The following is an 18,700-nucleotide window of genomic DNA, read 5'->3' on the forward strand; positions in this document are numbered from 1 at the left end:
CGGCGGGTCCGAGATCGTTCCGCGAACGGCCGCGATCCCCCGATCGGGCAGCTCGATCCCCTGATCGGGCAGCTCATCCGGCCCCCAGCGGCGGCGCCGGCTTGCCGCCCGCGTCCAGATACGCCTGCGGGGGCCGCAGCCGCTGGCCGGGGAAGCCGCCCTTCTCGTACTTGAGCAGCTTCTTCGCCTTCTCCGGGTCGGTCTCGCCCTCGCCGAACGCCGGGCAGAGCGGGGCGATCGGGCAGGCGCCGCAGGCGGGCTTGCGGGCGTGGCAGATACGCCGGCCGTGCCAGATCACGTGGTGCGAGAGGTCCGTCCAGTCGCTCTTCGGGAAGAGCGCGCCGATGTCGGCCTCGATCTTGTCCGGGTCGGTCTCCCCGGTCCACTGCCAGCGGCGCACCAGACGCTGGAAGTGCGTGTCCACGGTGATGCCGGGCCGCCCGAAGGCGTTGCCGAGCACGACGAACGCGGTCTTGCGGCCGACGCCGGGCAGCTTGACCAGATCCTCCAACCGCCCCGGGACCTCACCGCCGAAGTCCTCCACCAAGGCCTTGGACAGCCCTATGACCGACTTCGTCTTGGCCCGGAAGAAGCCGCACGGGCGGAGGATCTCCTCCACCTCCTCCGGGTTGGCGGCGGCCAGGTCCTCGGGGGTGGGGTACTTGGCGAACAGGGCGGGTGTCGTCTGGTTGACGCGCAGGTCGGTGGTCTGGGCGGACAGGACGGTGGCGACGACCAGTTGGAAGGAGTTGTCGAAGTCCAGCTCAGGGTGGGCGTAGGGGAAGACCTCGGCGAGCTCGCGGTTGATACGGCGGGCTCTGCGGACCAGCGCGGTGCGTGACTCGTCACCCGGCGGATGGACGACGGCCTTTGCGGGGCCGGTCCCCTTGACGCGGGCGGTGGCCTTCTTGGGCGCGACGGTGACCTTCTTGGCGGCAGGCGCCTTCTTCACGGATGCCGCCTTCTTCACGGATGCCGTCTTCTTCACGGGTGCCGCCTTGTTCGCAGACGCCTTCTCGGCAGGTGCCGCCTTCTTCGCGGCGGCCTTCTTGCTCACGGCCCCGGCCTTCTTGGCGACAGCCTTCTTGGCCGACGTCGACTTGCCTGAAGACGCCGCCCTCTCTGTCGCTTTCGCCGTTTTCCTACCGCCATCGGGGCTCTGTTCGCCCACAGCGGAATCGCGACGTACAACCACCCGCGCAGCCCCCTCGGCCTGTGCTCTCACCGGCGATTTGGACACCCGGCCAGCCTAAGCCGTGGCACTGACATCTGCCCCGGGCCCTGAAGATCGGCGCCCAATTGGACCCCTGCCGCGTACCCCGGGACACCTGTGCGGCATCCTTGTGACAGATCACACTGTTTGGACCGTCCGGCAAAATGGGCACTTCGGTGCCTTGATACAAGGGGGATCCCGGTCCCCTGAGCAGGTCGACAAGGAGAGAACTCGTGGACGACGTTCTGCGGCGCAACCCGCTCTTCGCGGCGCTCGATGACGAGCAGGCCTCGGAGCTCCGCGCCTCCATGAGTGAGGTGACCCTCGCGCGCGGCGACTCGCTGTTCCACGAGGGGGACCCCGGCGACCGCCTGTATGTGGTCACGGAGGGCAAGGTCAAGCTCCACCGCACGTCCCCGGACGGCCGCGAGAACATGCTGGCCGTGGTCGGCCCCGGCGAGCTCATCGGCGAGCTGTCGCTCTTCGACCCGGGCCCGCGCACCGCGACGGCCTCCGCGCTGACCGAGGTCAAGCTGCTCGGTCTCGGCCACGGCGACCTCCAGCCCTGGCTGAACGCCCGCCCCGAGGTGGCCACGGCGCTGCTGCGCGCGGTCGCCCGTCGGCTGCGCAAGACCAACGACGCGATGTCCGACCTCGTCTTCTCGGACGTCCCGGGCCGCGTCGCCCGCGCCCTGCTGGACCTCTCGCGCCGGTTCGGCGTGCAGTCCGAGGAGGGCATCCACGTCGTCCACGACCTCACGCAGGAGGAGCTGGCCCAGCTGGTCGGCGCGTCCCGCGAGACGGTCAACAAGGCGCTGGCGGACTTCGCCCAGCGCGGCTGGCTGCGCCTGGAGGCCCGCGCGGTGATCCTGCTCGACGTGGAGCGCCTCGCCAAGCGCTCGCGCTGACGCGCACCCGCGCGTGCCGTACGTCATCGGGCCCTGTCTCCTCGCGAGACAGGGCCCGACGTCGTACCAGGGCACATCAGGGGTCAGATGAGCCCGTGCTCGTCCAGATAGTCCAACTGCGCCCGCACCGACAGTTCCGCCGCCGGCCACAGGGAGCGGTCCACGTCCGCGTAGACGTGGGCGACGACCTCGGTGGGGGTGCGGTAGCCGTCCTCGACGGCCGTCTCCACCTGCGCGAGGCGCTTGGCCCGGTGGGCGAGGTAGTACTCGACGGCGCCCTGGGCGTCCTCCAGGACCGGCCCGTGGCCCGGGAGGACCGTGTGGACGCCGTCGTCGACCGTGAGGGACCTCAGGCGCCGCAGGGAGTCCAGGTAGTCGCCGAGGCGGCCGTCGGGGTGTGCCACGACCGTCGTACCGCGGCCGAGGATCGTGTCGCCGGTCAGGACGGCCTGGTCCGCCGGGAGGTGGAAGGAGAGGGAGTCGGCGGTGTGGCCGGGGGTCGGTACGACCTTCAGTTCGAGTCCGCCGACGGTGATCACGTCCCCGGCGGCCAGGCCCTCGTCACCCAGCCGGAGGGCCGGATCGAGCGCACGCACGCGCGTGCCGGTCAGTTCGGCGAAGCGTCCGGCGCCCTCGGCGTGGTCGGGGTGGCCATGGGTCAGCAGCGTCAGGGCGACGCGCTTGCCGGCCTGCTCGGCCGTGTCGACGACATGGCGCAGGTGCCCGTCGTCGAGCGGGCCCGGGTCGACCACCACGGCCAGATCCGAGCCGGGCTCGGAGAGGATCCAGGTGTTCGTGCCGTCCAGGGTCATCGCCGACGGGTTGGGGGCCAGGACGTTGACGGCCCGCGCGGTGGCGGGGCCCGTCAGGACACCGCCCCGGGGCTGGCCGGGAAGGGCTGCTGCGTCCGTCATGCGCTGGCTCCACCGGTCGGAGAGGTCGGGAGGGTCGGGATGTGCTTGGTGAACTCGTCGTGGCCCGGCCAGGAGAGCACGATCTCCCCGTCCACGAGACGGGCGGTGGCCAGCACGGGCGTGAGATCACGCCCCGGGGCGTCCGCGAGCGCCCGGGCGGCCGTGTCGTACGGCGTGAGCTGGCGCAGGGTCGCGAGGGTCGGCGGCATCATCAGCAGCTCGCCCCGGTCGTAGCCGGCCGCCGCCTCGCCCGGGGCGATCCACACCGTACGGTCCGCCTCGGTGGAGGCGTTGCGGGTGCGCTGTCCCTCGGGGAGGGCGGCCACGAAGAACCAGGTGTCGTAGCGGCGGGCCTCGAACTCGGGGGTGATCCAGCGGGTCCAGGCGCCGAGCAGATCGGAGCGCAGGACCAGGCCGCGGCGGTCCAGGAACTCGGCGAAGGACAGGTCCCGGGCGACCAGGGCGGCGCGGTCCGCCTCCCAGTCGGCCCCGGTGGTGTCGCCGACGACCGAGTCGGGCGCCGGCCCGGCGAGCAGGACGCCCGCCTCCTCGTACGTCTCCCGTACGGCCGCGCAGACGATCGCCTGGGCCTCGGTCTCGTCGACGCCGAGCCGCTCCGCCCACCACGCGCGCGTGGGGCCCGCCCAGCGGACCTGCTGGTCGTCGTCCCGGGGGTCGACGCCGCCGCCCGGATACGCGTACGCGCCCCCGGCGAAGGCCATGGAGGCGCGTCTGCGCAGCATGTGGACGACCGGGCCGGTGCCCGTGTCCTTCAGGAGCATGACGGTGGCCGCGCGCTTCGGGGTGACCGGCGTGAGTGTGCCGGCCGCCAGTGCGCGGATGCGGTCCGGCCACTCCGGGGGATACCACTGACCGTTCGCCATGGGCGCGAGGCTATCCCGTGACGGGCTGATGTTCGAGTGGCCCCTGAGAGGGCGGCGTCCCTCGCGGGGAAGCTACGCCAGCTCCACCTGGATCTCGACCTCCACCGGGGCGTCCAGCGGCAGCACCGCCACACCCACCGCGCTGCGCGCGTGCACGCCCTTGTCGCCGAGGACCGCGCCGAGCAGCTCGCTCGCGCCGTTCAGCACCGCGGGCTGGCCCGTGAAGTCCGAGGCCGAGGCCACGAAGCCGACGACCTTCACCACGCGCGCGATGCGGTCCAGGTCACCGGCGACGGACTTGACCGCGGCCAGGGCGTTCAGCGCGCATGTGCGCGCCAGCTCCTTGGCCTCCTCCGGGGTGACCTCCGCGCCGACCTTGCCGGTGACCGGAAGCTTGCCGTCCACCATCGGGAGCTGCCCGGCGGTGTAGACGTACGGCCCGCTCTGCACGGCCGGCTGGTACGCGGCCAGCGGCGGGACGACGTCGGGCAGGGTCAGACCGAGCTCGGCCAGCTTCGCCTCGACGGCGCCCATTACTGCTTCTCCCGCTTCAGGTAGGCCACGAGCTGCTCGGGGTTGTTCGGCCCGGGCACGACCTGGACGAGCTCCCAGCCGTCCTCGCCCCAGGTGTCCAGAATCTGCTTCGTGGCGTGGACGAGCAGCGGCACGGTTGAGTATTCCCACTTGGTCATGCGGCCGACTCTAGCCCCTGGCGGACAGGGGCAGGCGGCCGACCACTGCGGCGGTTGTCCACAGCCTCCGGAGTAGTCCGGACGCCGACTGGTTAGGCTCGAATACGTGAGCAGGCTCCAGGTCGTCAGCGGCAAGGGCGGAACCGGCAAGACCACGGTGGCCGCAGCCCTAGCGCTGGCCTTGGCCACGGAGGGGAAGCGGACGCTTCTCGTCGAGGTCGAAGGCCGCCAGGGCATCGCGCAGCTCTTCGAAACTGAAGCGCTGCCTTATGAGGAGCGGAAGATCGCCGTCGCTCCAGGGGGCGGGGAGGTGTACGCGCTTGCCATCGACCCCGAACTGGCCCTTCTGGACTACCTCCAGATGTTCTACAAGCTGGGCAGCGCCGGACGGGCCCTGAAGAAGCTCGGCGCGATCGACTTCGCCACCACCATCGCGCCGGGCCTGAGGGACGTACTCCTCACCGGCAAGGCGTGCGAGGCGGTGCGGCGCAAGGAGCGCAGCGGACGGTTCACCTACGACTACGTCGTGATGGACGCGCCGCCCACCGGCCGCATCACCCGCTTCCTCAATGTCAACGACGAGGTCGCGGGCCTCGCCAAGATCGGCCCGATACACAATCAGGCACAGGCCGTGATGCGGGTGCTGAAGTCGCCCGAGACGGCCGTGCACCTGGTGACGCTTCTGGAGGAGATGCCCGTCCAGGAGACCGTGGACGGCATCGCCGAGCTGCGGTCGGCGCGGCTGCCGGTCGGGCGGATCATCGTGAACATGGTGCGCCCGGAGGTGTTGGACGAGACCGATCTGGAACTCGTCCGGACGGCCACGCGTTCCACTGTCGCGCGCTCGCTGTCGTCCGCCGGGCTCGGCGGGGCGCGCCGCGGCGGGCACGCCGAGCGGCTGGTGGACCCGCTGCTCACCCAGGCCGAGGAGTACGGCGAGCGGTACGCGCTGGAGCACGAGCAGCGTGCGGTGCTCGCCGAGCTGGGCCTGCCGCTGCACGAACTGCCACTGTTCGCCGAGGGCATGGACCTGGCGGGGCTGTACGCGCTGGCCCGCGAGCTGCGCGGGCAGGGCGTGTCATGAGCCGGGGCACACGCGTCATGAGTGAGGACACACAGGCAAGGCCCGTCATGAGTCGGAAGCAGGGGATGTCATGAGTCGTCCGGACCCGGCCCACACGCACGACCCGGCCCGCCCCCGCATGGCCCCCGCCGCCCTGCTCGACGTCGATCCGCTGCTGGCGGACCCGAAGACCCGGATCGTGGTGTGCTGCGGCTCGGGCGGGGTCGGCAAGACCACGACCGCGGCGGCCCTGGGCCTGCGCGCCGCCGAGCGGGGCCGCAAGGTGGTCGTCCTCACCATCGACCCGGCCCGCCGGCTCGCCCAGTCCATGGGCATCGACTCCCTGGACAACACCCCGCGCCGGGTCAAGGGCATCGACGACTCCGCGGGCGGCGAGCTGCACGCGATGATGCTCGACATGAAGCGCACCTTCGACGAGATCGTCGAGGTGCACGCGGACGCCGAGCGGGCGGCCGCGATCCTGGGCAACCCCTTCTACCAGTCGCTCTCGGCGGGCTTCGCGGGCACGCAGGAGTACATGGCGATGGAGAAGCTCGGGCAGCTCCGGGCCCGGGACGAGTGGGACCTGATCGTCGTCGACACCCCGCCGTCCCGCTCGGCCCTGGACTTCCTGGACGCGCCCAAGCGGCTCGGGTCGTTCCTGGACGGGCGGCTGATCCGGCTGCTGACGGCGCCGGCGAAGCTGGGCGGGCGCGCCGGGATGAAGTTCCTGAACGTCGGGATGTCGATGATGACCGGCACCCTCGGCAAGCTGCTCGGCGGTCAGCTCCTCAAGGACGTCCAGACGTTCGTCTCCGCGATGGACACGACGTTCGGCGGCTTCCGCACCCGCGCTGACGCGACGTACAAGCTGCTCCAGGCGCCCGGGACGGCCTTCCTCGTGGTCGCGGCCCCGGAGCGGGACGCGCTGCGCGAGGCCGCGTACTTCGTGGAGCGCCTGGCCGCGGAGGACATGCCGCTCGCCGGTCTGGTGCTCAACCGGGTCCACGGCAGCGGGGCCGACCGGCTGTCGGCCGAGCGGGCGCTCGCCGCCGCGGAAAATCTTGAAGAGCCCCGCATTGTGGATCAGGAGGGCGGGAAAGCTGGACTTCGTAACTCCCCCGACGCATACGACAGTTCAGCCTCTTCCACGTCCGAAACCCCAGCTCAGACCCCAGCTCAGACTCCAGAACCGGCGTCGGCATCGGCCCCCGAGGGTGGCTCCCCCACCGAGGACGCAGATGACGCCGAGGACACGGCAGACGCCGAGAACGCCGAAGACGCCGAGCGATCCGTGGACCAGCTCACGGCAGGCCTGCTGAGGCTGCACGCCGAGCGCATGCAGCTGCTCTCCCGTGAGCAGCGCACGCGTGACCGCTTCACCGCGCTCCACCCCGAGGTGGCCGTGACGGAAGTGGCCGCGCTGCCCGGCGATGTGCACGACCTCGCGGGACTCCGCGACATCGGCGACCGGCTCGCGGCGAACGAACGCGAGCTTCCCGACCCTGCCGAGCCGGAGTCGCCCGGCCGAGATGCCTGAGGGCCCGTACGGGCCCTCGACCGGAACTCCTCAGCTCATCGCGAGTCAGCTCATCGCAGCTCAGCCCACAGGGACTCAGCCGACCCGGGCTCACCCCACCGCGGCGTAGTTCTCGTAGATCTCGTCGTCGTCGAGGGACACGACACCCGTGCCACGCTCGTACTCACTGCGCGCCGTCTCCAGCAGCCGGCGCCAGGACGTCACCGTGGGACGCCTGCGCAGCAGTGCGCGGCGCTCCCGCTCCGTCATGCCTCCCCACACGCCGAACTCGACGCGATTGTCGAGCGCGTCGGCCAGGCACTCCGTACGCACCGGACATCCGGTGCACACCGCCTTGGCCCTGTTCTGCGCTGCTCCCTGAACGAACAGTTCGTCCGGATCGGTAGTGCGGCAGGCCGCCTGCGCACTCCAGTCGACTACCCAGCCCATACCGGCGCCGTCCTCTCCCGAATCGAGGCTCCCCCACGGCGGCAGCGGCATATTCACCGCCGCCAGTTGAGGACGTTACGGAAGGTGGGCACAGCGCAACACCCCCTTCGGGCCCAATCTTGAATGGCCCGAACGGACTATGGGTAAGCGGCAGATCACCCGGGGGAGTGAGCTGGCGACATACGTAACTTTCCCGGCAAACCAGGACAGTTATGTTGCGTCACAACGGACGCCGTATGACACACAAGGCGGATTCGGACACGACCCCACCAAAAAAGTTGGGGAACACCCGGAACGATTCGGGGTCGCCGGACGTATTGATACGTGGCCTCACTGCTGTGACAGTTGAGAGCAGCTTAGGCCAAGGCATATACGCCTGTCCGGCGAATGAGAACGTAGGCTGCCCTCATGCCAAAGAAGAGCTCGGGCGGTGGTCTGTCTCCTGCGCAGCAGGCCGCCAAGTTCCTCGGTGTCAGTGTCCTCGCGGGAGCCGTACTGGCCGGCATCGCGCTGCCCGCAGTGGGCGCGCTGGGGCTCGCTGCGAAGGGCTCGGTCGAGAGCTTCGACGAGCTCCCCGCCAACATGAAGACACCGCCGCTGAGCCAGCGCACCACGATCCTCGACGCCGACGGCGGCCAGATCGCCACGGTCTACTCGCGCGACCGCACGGTGGTCCCGCTCAAGGACGTCTCGCCGTACATGCAGAAGGCGATCGTCGCGATCGAGGACTCGCGCTTCTACCAGCACGGCGCGGTCGACCTGAAGGGCGTCCTGCGCGCCCTCAACAAGAACGCGCGCAGCGGCGAGGTCTCCCAGGGCGCCTCGACCCTGACGCAGCAGTATGTGAAGAACGTCTTCGTCGAGGAGGCCGGCGACGACCCGACGAAGGTCGCGCAGGCCACCCAGCAGACCATCGGCCGCAAGATCCGCGAGCTGAAGTACGCGATCCAGGTCGAGGAAGAGCTCGGCAAGAAGAAGATCCTCGAGAACTACCTGAACATCACGTTCTTCGGCCAGCAGGCCTACGGCGTCGAGGCCGCGGCCCAGCGCTACTTCTCCAAGTCCGCCCAGGACCTCAACATCCAGGAGTCGGCCCTCCTCGCCGGCATCGTCCAGTCGCCCAGCCGGTACGACCCGGTCAACGACGAGGCGGAGGCCACCAAGCGCCGCAACATCGTGCTCCAGCGCATGGCCGCTGTCGGCGACATCTCCCGGCCGCAGGCCGCCGAGGCGATGAAGGCACCGCTCGGCCTCAAGGTCAGCAAGCCCAGGAACGGCTGCATCACGGCGGTCAAGGGCGCGGGCTTCTTCTGTGACTACGTGCGCGAGGTCTTCCTGAACGACAAGGTCTTCGGCAAGACCAAGGAGGCCAGGGCGAAGATCTGGAACCAGGGCGGCCTCACCATCCGCACCACCATGGACGCGGCGGCCCAGAAGTCGGCGCAGCGGTCCATCAAGGACCACGTCTACCAGAGCGACGAGGTGGCCACCGCCGCCAGCATCGTCCAGCCCGGCACCGGCAAGATCCTCGCCATGGGCCAGTCACGTCCGTACGGCGTCGACATCAAGAAGGGCGAGACGACCCTCAACCTGTCCGCCGACGACGACATGGGCGGCGGCATGGGCTACCAGCCCGGTTCGACGTTCAAGCCGATCGTGGCCGCCGCGGCCCTCGAGGACGGCATGGCGGCGAACAAGGTGTACTCCTCGCCGTACCAGATGGCCTACCCCAGCCCCGTCTCCGCCTGCGACGGCAAGAGGTGGGTCAACGACCGGAACAACCCCGCCAAGCTGGAGAACGAGAACAGCTCGGAGGTCGGCCCGTACGACATGAAGGAAGCGACCGCCAAGTCGGTCAACACCTACTACGTCCAGATGATCAGCGACATCGGCATCTGCCCGGTGACGACGATGGCGAAGAAGATGGGCGTCCAGCGGGCCGACGGAGACAAGATGCCGCAGGTGCCGTCCATCGCCCTCGGCACCCAGGAGGTCTCCCCGCTGACCATGGCGAACGGGTACGCGACCTTCGCCGCGCGCGGCATGTACTGCACGCCGATCGCCATCGAGTCGGTCAGCCAGCGGGTCGGTGACAAGACCAAGTCGCTGGAGGTCCCGAAGTCCACCTGCTCGCGCGCGATGTCGGAGAAGACCGCCGACACGATCAACGCGCTGCTGAAGGGCGTCGTCGAGGACGGTACGGGCTCGAAGGCGGGCCTCGGCGGCCGTCCCAGCGCGGGCAAGACCGGTACGACCGACGAGCGCTACGCGGCCTGGTTCGTGGGCTACACCCCGAACATGGCCGGCGCGGTGTGGGTCGGCGACCCGGCGCACAAGCGGAAGATGTCCGGCATCACCATCGGCGGCCGTTCGTACGGCAAGGTCTTCGGTGGTGAGGTCCCCGGTCCGATCTGGCGCGACATGATGTCCGGCGCGCTGGAGGGCAAGCCCGTCGAGCAGTTCAACGACGTCCACATCCCGGACGGCAACCACAAGGGCCGCGGCGACGAAGACGGCGACGAGGGCGACCGCGACGACGGTGACAACGGCAACGGCAACGGCGGCTTCATCGGCGGCCTGGTCGGCGGCAACAACAACGGCGGCGGGGGCGGCCAGCCCATTCCCACGCCGTCGTTCTCCCTCCCCGAGGGCTTCTTCCGGGGGCAGGACAACGGCGGGGGCAATGGCAATGGTGGGCGGTTCGGCTGAGCCGCCGATGTGAGCGAACAGGGGTGGCCCCCGATGTCCTGGACGGGACGTCGGGGGCCACCCCTGTGAGGTGATCCGGTCAGCCGGCGAGCAGCTTCTTCACCACGGCGGCGACGCGGCCGCCCTCGGCCAGCCCGGCCACCTTCGGGTTCACGATCTTCATGACGGCACCCATGGCCCGCGGCCCCTCGGCCCCGGCGGCCTTGGCCTCCTCGACGGCCTGGGCCACGATCTGCTGGAGCTCGTCGTCGGACAGCTGCTTGGGCAGGTACTCGGCGAGCACCTCGCCCTCGGCCTTCTCCCGCTCGGCGCTCTCGGCACGACCGCCCTGCGCGAAGGCCTCGGCGGCCTCGCGGCGCTTCTTGGCCTCGCGGGTGATCACCTTCTGCACCTCGTCGTCGGAGAGCTCGCGCTTCTCCTTGCCCGCGACCTCCTCCTTGGTGATCGCGGCGAGCGTCAGCCGGAGCGTCGAGGAGCGGAGCTCGTCGCGCTCCTTGATCGCAACGTTGAGGTCATCCTGCAGCTTCGACTTGAGCGTGGTCATGGGGCTGATTGTCGCAGGTGCGGGAGGAAGGACGCCCCCTGTTTTGCGGGCCGGTGGCCGGACTTCGGGCGGGAGGCCGGTCGAAGCACCGGTGCCGCGAGGGGATTTCGGGCAGCGCCCGGCAGGGTCGGCGTCCGGGGTCTGAGACGATGGTCGTATGCGCGCGCGATACGGAGTCCCCCTGGGAATCGCGGCGGCTGGTGCCGCCGGTCTGTTGTACGCCGCGGGCTTCGAGGCCCGCTCCTTCCGCCTCCGACGGGTGACCGTCCCGGTCCTGCCCCCCGGGATGCGCCCCCTGCGTGTGCTGCAGGTCTCCGACATCCACATGGTCGGCGGCCAGCGCAAGAAGCAGCGCTGGCTGCGGTCCCTGGCGGGCCTGCGCCCCGACTTCGTGATCAACACGGGCGACAACCTCTCCGACCCGGAGGGCGTCCCGGAGGTCCTGGACTCGCTCGGCCCCCTGATGGAGTTCCCGGGCGCGTACGTCTTCGGCTCCAACGACTACTACGGCCCCACCCTGCGCAATCCCGCCCGCTACCTGCTGGAGAGGGCCCAGGGCCGCCACGGCCTCAACGGCAACGCCCCGGCCGTGGGTGTGGTGCACAACCCGTGGGAGGACCTGCGCGACGGTTTCGACGCGGCGGGCTGGCTCAACCTGACCAACACCCGCGGCACGCTCAAGATCGAGGGCGTCTCGCTGGAGCTGACGGGCCTGGACGACCCGCACATCAAGCGGGACCGCTACGCGCAGGTGGCCGGCGGCCCGTCCGACTCCGCCGACTTCTCGATGTGCGTCGTCCACGCGCCCTACCTGCGCTCCCTGGACGCCTTCACGGCCGACGACTACCCCCTGATCCTGGCCGGCCACACCCACGGCGGCCAGGTCTGCATCCCCTTCTACGGCGCCCTGGTCACCAACTGCGACCTGGACACGGACCGGGTGAAGGGCCTGTCGACGCACACGGTGGAGGACCGTACGTCGTATCTGCACGTGTCGGCGGGCTGCGGCGCGAGCCGCTACACACCGGTACGGTTCGCGTGCCCACCGGAGGCGACGTTGCTGACGTTGGTGGGGCGGGAGTAGCGGGGCTCGCGGCCCGAGTGGCCGGAGCGGCGAGAAAGGCGCGTCTCGCGGCCGGAGGGGCTGGAGCGGCCGGAGTGGCTGCCGGGGTGGCTGGAGCGGCCGGAGTGACCGGAGCGGCTGGAGCGGCTGGAGCGGCTGGAGCGGCTGGAGCGGCTGGAGCGGCGAGAATGGCGCGGCTCGCGGCCGGACCGGCGGGGTGACGGGCGACTAACCCACACAGCCCCGCCCACATCGCCCCCTATGTCCGTTTCTGCCAGCGTGGGGGCATGACCGCCCCGATACCCAGGGACATCCCGGACCTGCCCGCGATACCGGGCAGGCCCGCGCTGAAGCCCTCCCCCGTCCCGGCCACGGCCGTCGTCAGCCCGGTCCGCCGCCCCGCGGCCGCGGCCTTCCGCCTGCTGGTCGCCGCCGCGGCGGCCGCCGGCGTGACACTCGAACTGCTCCTCGGCGACCCGACCCGGGCCCTGGGCTACTTCGCGATCCAGAGCAACATCCTGCTGGCGCTGGTCATGGCCCTCTCGGCCCGCCGCGCCTGGACGGCCGCCCGCCCCCTCCCGGGAGCCGTCCTGGGCGCGACGACGCTCTACGTCGTGATCGCGGCCCTGGCCTACCACCTGCTCCTGGCGAACGAGGCCAGCCCCTTCTCCCTCACGGGCGAAGCGGCCCACCAGACGGGCTGGCAGGCCCTGACCCACGTGACCCTCCACACGGTGACCCCGATCGCGGCCGTACTGGACTGGCTCCTGCTCACGCCCCCGGGCCGCCTGCACCTGCGCCAGGCCAGCACCTGGCTGCTCTACCCCCTGGCCTACCTGGCCTTCTCCCTCATCCGAGGCGAACTGCTCCTCCCGGGCTCGTCCGGCCGCTACCTCTACCCCTTCCTGGACGTCGACCAGGACGGCTACAAGAAGGTCCTCGGCAACGCCCTCCTCCTCGGCCTCGCCTTCTACGCCCTGGCGGTCCTCCTCGTAGCCCTCGACCACGCCCGCCCGAACCCCCTCCGGCACCCCTGGAAAACCGGATTTCGTCTCTAGCCACCGGTGGGCTAAAGTAAACGTCGTCGCCGCGACAGCAGCGACATCGGGGTGTAGCGCAGCTTGGCAGCGCGCTTCGTTCGGGACGAAGAGGTCGTGGGTTCAAATCCCGCCACCCCGACGCTGGTCAGAGGGCCATTCGCATGATTGCGAATGGCCCTCTGTCGTGCTTGGGGGGCCAAACGGGGGGCCAAACGAATTTGATCAGGCCACTGCGTCGCCCTCTTCGTCGCCCTCCGCGTCCTCCCCTTCCTGATCTTCGGCGAAGATGTCATCCATCGCTTCGGCACCCTGCGTGATCACGGGCCGGAGCTGCTTGCGGTAGACCGCCTCTGTGGTCGCCTGACTGCTGTGACCGACCAAGAGCGCGATCCGCTCCAGGGGGATGCCGTGGTCGGAGAGCAGGGACACGAAGCTGTGCCGGAGTTCCCTCGGCGTCCACTCCGGCTTTAGTCCGGCCTTCTTCACGATGGCCTTGAAGTCTCGCCGGACGTTGGCCGCGTCAAGCGGCTCGCCGCTCCGAGTCGTGAAGACGCGGCCGGTCGGGCTCCACTCCGTCCCTCTCGATGCCCGCTCCTGCTTCTGCCATCGCATGTGCTCTTCGAGGACGTCGACCACCTGCTTCGGCAGAGCGATGGTCCGGCGGCTCTTCCTGGTCTTGGTCTCACCGTGCTTGCGCACCGAACGCCACACGGCGACGTGAGGCGGGATGCCGTCCGTCGTCTCCAGGAAGACGTGATCCCAGGTGAGGGGCCGCGCCTCTTCCGTGCGCACACCGCTGAGCAGCGAGAGCACGAGGTAGGCGTACAGCCGTGACGGGCGCGCGGCGGTGAGCACGGCTTTCGCCTGCTCCAGGTTCAGTGCCTTGCTCGGTCGGCCGGGGCGCCCCTCCGGAGCGGTGACGAGTAGGGCGACGTTCCGCGCAGCCTTGTCCCTGCGCTGAGCGTGGGCGATGGAGCGGCGCAGGATGGCGAGCAGGTCACGCAGGCTTCGCGTCGCGAGGAATTCGGCCCTGTCGTCCAACCAGTCGTCAACGTCGTCCGCGCTGAATTCCTTCAGCTTGGCCTTGCCGATGAACGGGATCAGGTGCTTGTTCGCCATCGAGCGGTTCTTGCCGATGGTGCCCTTCTCGTCGCGCCCCTTAAGCCCGCGCTCCAACCAGTCGTTCACCGCGTCGGCCACGGTGTAGTTGGCCGGAGCCTTGACGCCGGTCTGCACCTCCTTCTTCAAATCACGGATTTTCTGGCGTACTTCGGTCTTCGTCTTGCCGTACACCTTCGGTCGACGGCGCTTGCCGTTCGGGGCGTACCCCAGGGAAACGGCCCCCACGTAGCTCTTCTTGACGGGGTCCCAGTAGATCGTGTCCGCACCGTGGCCAGCCCTTTGGGCACGCTTCGGGGTCTCGGTCATCTTCTGTTGTGCCTCCATGAGACAGGGCCGCGCCCTGACAGGCGCGGCCCTGTGGAACTGGGGTGGTGGGTAGTTCAGGCGGTGGCTTCTGCCTCGCGCTTGAGCAGTTCGACGTACCGCTCGATGTACTCCGGCGGTACGAGACGGCGACGGCCGATGCGGACGGTCTGAAGTCGTCCGAGGCGTATCTCCTCGTAGACCATCGAGCGTCCGATCCTGAGAGCCTTGGCGGCCTCTTCCGGCCGGTAGAGGAGCTGTTCGGCGGGTTCAGCGACGGTGGCCATGCGGCGGTGCCTCCTCGGCAGGGTTCCGGGGGCGGTGGCCCCCTTCCTGTCAGGTCCGCTACTTCCGCTACCTCCGCTACCGCCCTGGTCAGGGGCATGATCGAAGTAGCGGATAAGGGTGCGAGTAGCGGATGGAGCCGCTACCGGCCCCGGAATCGTGACCGCGGGGCGGGTAGCGGATTGGGCGTTGGGTAGCGGATGCAGAGCGGCTTGCCGCTACCCGGAAACCGCCTCTGAGCTGCCCGGTAGCGGAGGTAGCGGAAGTAGCGCACTTTCCGCGGGGGGTGGGCAGTATCGCTGCCATGCGTCGTGCAGATCGGTCGCGTAGTAGCCCTTCATCACACTGCCGCCTGCCTTGATGTTGCGGGCCGCGATGGGGGTGTTGTCCGCGGTCATGTACTCCCGCAGCATCCGAGAGAGCCCGCGGGCATCGAGCGGCTTGCCGCTCATGTCCGCCCACGGCGCCTCTTCGAGGCTGTGGAGCCTGTCGAGGATGGCGACGGTGGGCAGGCGGTCGATGCCGTTGAACACGTAGTCACGCAGGTCCGTGAGCAGGCGGATGCCGATGCTGCCCTTGTCGCTGGTCTTGGCCGCGTTGACCAGCTCGATGCAGGCGGCGCGGGCCCGCACCGGCCACGCCCCGCCTGCCGCGTCGGCCACGGCGAGCAGGGGTTCCCACACGTCCGCGGGCCGGTCGCTGATGCCCTCCGGTAGTTCCGGGAACACCCCGTCGACCAGGTGACGGACGGACTGCGCCCATGCGGCGAGCCGGTCGCGCAGCGCGTGGCCCTCCTTCTCGTGGATGCGCTGCCGGAACGGCTCCACCCGCTCGTTCGGCGCGCGGCGGCGCATGCGGACGATGACCGAGCGCGTGAGGATCGTGTCCGGCAGTGAGCCGAGTCCGGCGACCGCGACCCCGCAGAACGACGGGAACTCCTGTACCTGCTGGTTGGAGCCGTCGCCCACGCAGCGCCACATGACGCCGGAGCGGCGGTGACCTGCGTTCAGGAAGCCGCGGAGCTGTTCGTTCTCTCCGGCCTTGGGCCCGAATACGGTGTCGATCTCGTCGAACAGGATCGTGGGCCGTCCCTCCATCCCGGACACCGCGCGGAAGAGCGCGGAGGCGGAGGCGTTGACCGCGACCATCGGTTGCGGCACGAGGGCGAGGGTCACGCTGGGAGTCACGGCAGCGCGTGAGGGTGACTTGGAGCAGGCACTCATCATGGGGGAGCGGGCTCTCGAAGGGGACCGCCAGTCGGTGCCGTCGCTCATCATGACGAGCCGGGAACTCGCTGCCGAGATGCGACGCCGGTACAGCTCCGAATCAGCGGCTCAGGACTACCTTGCGCGGCTTCACTCGCTTGCCGAGCAGAAGCCGGGCTTCATGCCCCGCTAGTAGGTCACGAGCACCTTAACTGGAGCTTCTTGAGCGTTGGACTCCCGCAACGCACCAAGGGGGCCCGCTCATGGAGCGGCCCCCTTCTTCGGAGCGGTCTAAACTCACTAGGCCACGGGCTTGGGCAGCTCGTAGGCCGAATCGTTCTTGAACTCTGCAAGGCTCTCGCGGAGGCGGTCCTTGTCTTCATCGGTGTAGTTCGCACTACTCCCCGCGAGCAGGTAGGCGATGAGTTCCGCCGTACGAGCGTAGTTCTCGTTTCGGGCGACGATTCGATCTCCTGCAGAGATGAGCACGTCGCGCCACAGCGGGCAGTGCATGTCCCAGTTGATCTTGTTGAGCCGCTTGATCGCCTGGACGTTCTTAAGACCGTAGCGTCGAGTGGCAATGAGGAGCCCGCGCATTACCGCGATTTGCGCTGCGGGCTTTAGCAGCAGGTTGTCGGTTTCGTTCTTGCGAAGCGTGGAGATGAGGTCCGGTGCATCGACGGCTTCCTTGAAGACGCTGAGGTGCTCAAGGAGGCTGGTCCACCACTGCGCCACATGGTCGTAAGCAGCGTCCAATTCATGGTCGCTCGGGCGGACGACGCGCTCTTTTTCCTCGAAGTGGAAGCCGTTCTCCTTGCAGATCGCCTTGACGGTCTCGTATACGGCACTGACAGTGGTGATTTGGGAACTCCGGTCCGACAGGGTGTTGCTCCTCCAGTTGACGATGAGCTCGCCCTTGGAGTCTGCAACACTGAGGGGTTCCCCGGCCGCGACGAGCTTGCGGGTAAGGATGGCGTACCCGTCATCCTCGCTGGTGATGATGTTGTCGCTGCGCCCAGTGGGCTTGGCTGACCGGTTGATTTTGTTGAAGATGCGCCGAGTGGTCTCCGATCCATAGAACGGGATGAAGATCACGGCCAGCTCGTCCTCCCTCACATCGCCGACGAACGGACCGGTAATCTCCTGTCCCTTGTCGTTCACGCGGTTGATGAGGGCCCGCAACGCTGACCATCGGTGCTGCCCATCCAGGACGATAAGGTCGCCTCCATCGATGGTCAGGACGCCCAGTTGCTGGATGACCTCGTTGTACGCCGCTGGCGTCTCGCCGTTGAGCCACTTACCGAACGACTCATAGGCGAAGACCTTAGGCTCGTAAATCAGGACGATGATGGAGCCGAAGAAGCGGTCCTCCGCGTTCGCGAGGTAAGGCACGATCTCCTCACGGACTCGCTTGTCATTGAGTGCCCGCTGCAGCCGCTCTTCGATGCTCAGGTTGGCCCAGTCGTCACCCTTGCTCGCCGCCCGGGCGATAGCGGCAAGGTCTGCGGCGCGCAGCTTGGCGTTGTAGTACTCGATGGAGCCCATCTTGCTCTTGATCGCCGGAACAGTGGTCGTCATGATGACCCCTCCTTGGTGGTGGTGTATCGGATGTGGTTGCACAGGGGGTGCAGGTCGCGAATGAGGCGCTGTTCAAGAGCCTTCTGGTGCTCGCCGTGAGCGAGCACCCATGAGAAGTGAATGCACCCGGCTGGGCGTCGGAGTGCACGGCGGAGCCGCTGGTTGTGGCTGTACTCGTAGTGAGCGTGAAAGCGGTCGTACAAGCAGTCGCTTCGGCCGATGTACAGGGAGCCTCGCATGTCATGGATGACGTACACGCCACCCCGCCTCGGCACCGCCAGACACTGACTCGGCCAATAGGGGACCGAACCATCTACTGCCAGAGCGGGAGCTTCAAGGAGCGCGTTCTCGTCACGCACCTCGGCGCCCGTACCGCCCGCTGCCATCATCACCTCGGGATTGCTTGTACAAACTTCTGACACGTCTTCACCATGACACTGTTTCTGCAAACTGACAAGCTCTGGCCACAAACAGACGGTCAGTCACATGCTCCCCACCGCCCCACACTGGGGCCAAAGAGGGGGCCAGACGACGCACTCGTCCACGGATCGTCCTGGACGACGACAGGCAGTCCCGAGGAATGCACGTGCAGGTCAGTGACGTCGTAGCAAGGTCACGGAGGGCCCGCCCTGGGAGTGCCAGCCGTCCGAACGGAAGGGCAAGTTCCACCCCAGTGACTGGTGACAGGCTGGATCGACCTGACCGAACCAGGTGGTGCCTCACGGGGCGAATGGCCCAGAATGCGGGGGAGAGCGATCAGAAAGCAGCCGTATCGGCCTGGCTGCCAGGGCAGTTGGAAGGTGCAGCCTGATGAGCAAGGTCCCGGAGAACGGTGAAGAGATGGCGTCCGAGGCCTCCGGTCCTGTAGCCAGCGAGGCTGCTCAAGCCGAAGCAGGCCCCGTCAGGTCCGGGCCGTCTTGGAAGCAGATTGCCGTAGCGGCCGGCGGCTTTGCTGTCACCGTAGTGGGCACAGTCGTCGTCACCCTCGTCGCGACACACAACTCCGCACGTAGGGCGAACGCGGCGGCTTACGCCCACGGCCTTCTTGACGGGGCCAAGGCCGCAAGCAACGGTCACGACTTCGACGAGGACGACGACTAACCGATCTGGCGAACGGCGTGAGGCCTGCCCTTCGGCCTTCGGGCAATACCAGAGCCGGGGGCCAAACAGGGGGCCAAACGCAGCAGCAGCCGCATGACTGTCCCGGA

The 18,700-nt window shown here is 68.8% G+C and carries 19 protein-coding genes and 1 tRNA gene; 8 read left to right on the plus strand and 12 right to left on the minus strand.

Annotation, left to right across the window (positions count from 1 at the left end):
* Positions 1-73 precede the first annotated feature (73 nt).
* Entirely contained in the window at positions 74-1,057 is a 984-nt protein-coding gene (nth, locus tag KJK29_RS16540) for an endonuclease III (protein ID WP_251057825.1), read from the minus strand.
* Between the two features lie 389 nt (positions 1,058-1,446).
* Between nth and KJK29_RS16545 the strand changes: the two genes are divergently transcribed.
* Entirely contained in the window at positions 1,447-2,121 is a 675-nt protein-coding gene (locus tag KJK29_RS16545) for a Crp/Fnr family transcriptional regulator (RefSeq protein WP_215119931.1), read from the plus strand.
* A gap of 83 nt (positions 2,122-2,204) precedes the next feature.
* On the opposite strand, the gene KJK29_RS16550 is transcribed toward KJK29_RS16545, so the two are convergent.
* From KJK29_RS16550 to KJK29_RS16565, 4 genes are all read right to left on the minus strand, one after another.
* Positions 2,205-3,035, minus strand: a complete 831-nt coding sequence (locus tag KJK29_RS16550; RefSeq protein ID WP_215119932.1) for an MBL fold metallo-hydrolase — start codon at positions 3,033-3,035, stop codon at positions 2,205-2,207.
* Complete coding sequence (locus tag KJK29_RS16555; RefSeq protein ID WP_215119933.1) at positions 3,032-3,919, minus strand: NUDIX hydrolase; 888 nt, start codon at positions 3,917-3,919, stop codon at positions 3,032-3,034. Before KJK29_RS16555 ends, KJK29_RS16550 begins: the two co-directional genes overlap by 4 nt.
* Positions 3,920-3,991: 72 nt before the next feature.
* Positions 3,992-4,453 carry a RidA family protein gene (locus tag KJK29_RS16560; RefSeq protein ID WP_184594579.1) on the minus strand — a complete coding sequence of 154 codons (462 nt, stop codon included), beginning with the start codon at positions 4,451-4,453 and terminating at the stop codon, positions 3,992-3,994.
* A complete protein-coding gene (locus KJK29_RS16565) occupies positions 4,453-4,611 on the minus strand; it encodes a DUF4177 domain-containing protein (protein WP_097218487.1) in 159 nt (52 codons plus the stop codon). Before KJK29_RS16565 ends, KJK29_RS16560 begins: the two co-directional genes overlap by 1 nt.
* Positions 4,612-4,717: 106 nt before the next feature.
* On the opposite strand from KJK29_RS16565, the gene KJK29_RS16570 reads away from it, so the two are divergent.
* Positions 4,718-5,695, plus strand: a complete 978-nt coding sequence (locus tag KJK29_RS16570) for an ArsA family ATPase (RefSeq protein WP_215119934.1) — start codon at positions 4,718-4,720, stop codon at positions 5,693-5,695.
* 70 nt (positions 5,696-5,765) lie between these two features.
* Positions 5,766-7,214: an ArsA family ATPase gene (locus KJK29_RS16575; RefSeq protein WP_215119935.1), complete on the plus strand. Its 1,449-nt coding sequence runs from the start codon at positions 5,766-5,768 to the stop codon at positions 7,212-7,214.
* A 90-nt stretch (positions 7,215-7,304) separates the two neighbouring features.
* Here the strand turns inward: KJK29_RS16575 and wblA are convergent, their stop codons facing one another.
* On the minus strand, positions 7,305-7,643 hold the full coding sequence (gene wblA / locus KJK29_RS16580; protein WP_215119936.1) for a transcriptional regulator WblA: 339 nt from the start codon (positions 7,641-7,643) through the stop codon (positions 7,305-7,307).
* Between the two features lie 408 nt (positions 7,644-8,051).
* Between wblA and KJK29_RS16585 the strand changes: the two genes are divergently transcribed.
* Complete coding sequence (locus KJK29_RS16585; protein WP_215119937.1) at positions 8,052-10,352, plus strand: transglycosylase domain-containing protein; 2,301 nt, start codon at positions 8,052-8,054, stop codon at positions 10,350-10,352.
* 79 nt (positions 10,353-10,431) lie between these two features.
* Here the strand turns inward: KJK29_RS16585 and KJK29_RS16590 are convergent, their stop codons facing one another.
* Entirely contained in the window at positions 10,432-10,896 is a 465-nt protein-coding gene (locus tag KJK29_RS16590; RefSeq protein ID WP_215119938.1) for a GatB/YqeY domain-containing protein, read from the minus strand.
* Positions 10,897-11,053: 157 nt separating this feature from the next.
* On the opposite strand from KJK29_RS16590, the gene KJK29_RS16595 reads away from it, so the two are divergent.
* From KJK29_RS16595 to KJK29_RS16605, 3 genes are all read left to right on the plus strand, one after another.
* Positions 11,054-11,980 (plus strand): metallophosphoesterase, encoded by a 927-nt coding sequence (locus tag KJK29_RS16595; protein ID WP_215119939.1) that lies wholly within the window; start codon positions 11,054-11,056, stop codon positions 11,978-11,980.
* Positions 11,981-12,246: 266 nt separating this feature from the next.
* Positions 12,247-13,017, plus strand: a complete 771-nt coding sequence (locus KJK29_RS16600; protein ID WP_215119940.1) for a Pr6Pr family membrane protein — start codon at positions 12,247-12,249, stop codon at positions 13,015-13,017.
* A gap of 47 nt (positions 13,018-13,064) precedes the next feature.
* A tRNA-Pro gene (locus tag KJK29_RS16605) sits at positions 13,065-13,138 on the plus strand.
* Positions 13,139-13,221: 83 nt separating this feature from the next.
* Here the strand turns inward: KJK29_RS16605 and KJK29_RS16610 are convergent.
* The 5 genes from KJK29_RS16610 to KJK29_RS39375 all read right to left on the minus strand — a co-directional run bounded on the left by KJK29_RS16610 (position 13,222) and on the right by KJK29_RS39375 (position 17,881).
* Positions 13,222-14,427, minus strand: a complete 1,206-nt coding sequence (locus tag KJK29_RS16610) for a site-specific integrase (RefSeq protein ID WP_215119941.1) — start codon at positions 14,425-14,427, stop codon at positions 13,222-13,224.
* Positions 14,428-14,501: 74 nt separating this feature from the next.
* Positions 14,502-14,711, minus strand: a complete 210-nt coding sequence (locus tag KJK29_RS16615) for a helix-turn-helix domain-containing protein (protein ID WP_030235725.1) — start codon at positions 14,709-14,711, stop codon at positions 14,502-14,504.
* 216 nt (positions 14,712-14,927) lie between these two features.
* Positions 14,928-15,935, minus strand: coding sequence for a DUF3631 domain-containing protein (locus KJK29_RS16620; RefSeq protein WP_370869140.1), 1,008 nt, complete (start codon positions 15,933-15,935; stop codon positions 14,928-14,930).
* 279 nt (positions 15,936-16,214) lie between these two features.
* Positions 16,215-17,492 (minus strand): DNA sulfur modification protein DndB, encoded by a 1,278-nt coding sequence (locus KJK29_RS16625; protein WP_215119942.1) that lies wholly within the window; start codon positions 17,490-17,492, stop codon positions 16,215-16,217.
* Positions 17,489-17,881: a GIY-YIG nuclease family protein gene (locus KJK29_RS39375; RefSeq protein ID WP_370869202.1), complete on the minus strand. Its 393-nt coding sequence runs from the start codon at positions 17,879-17,881 to the stop codon at positions 17,489-17,491. Before KJK29_RS39375 ends, KJK29_RS16625 begins: the two co-directional genes overlap by 4 nt.
* A 421-nt stretch (positions 17,882-18,302) precedes the next feature.
* Here KJK29_RS39375 and KJK29_RS16635 point away from each other — a divergent pair, with 421 nt between their 5' ends.
* Positions 18,303-18,593 carry a hypothetical protein gene (locus KJK29_RS16635; RefSeq protein ID WP_215119944.1) on the plus strand — a complete coding sequence of 97 codons (291 nt, stop codon included), beginning with the start codon at positions 18,303-18,305 and terminating at the stop codon, positions 18,591-18,593.
* The last annotated feature ends 107 nt before the right edge of the window (positions 18,594-18,700 follow it).

The organism is Streptomyces koelreuteriae (genome assembly GCF_018604545.1).
GTDB lineage: Bacteria > Actinomycetota > Actinomycetes > Streptomycetales > Streptomycetaceae > Streptomyces > Streptomyces koelreuteriae.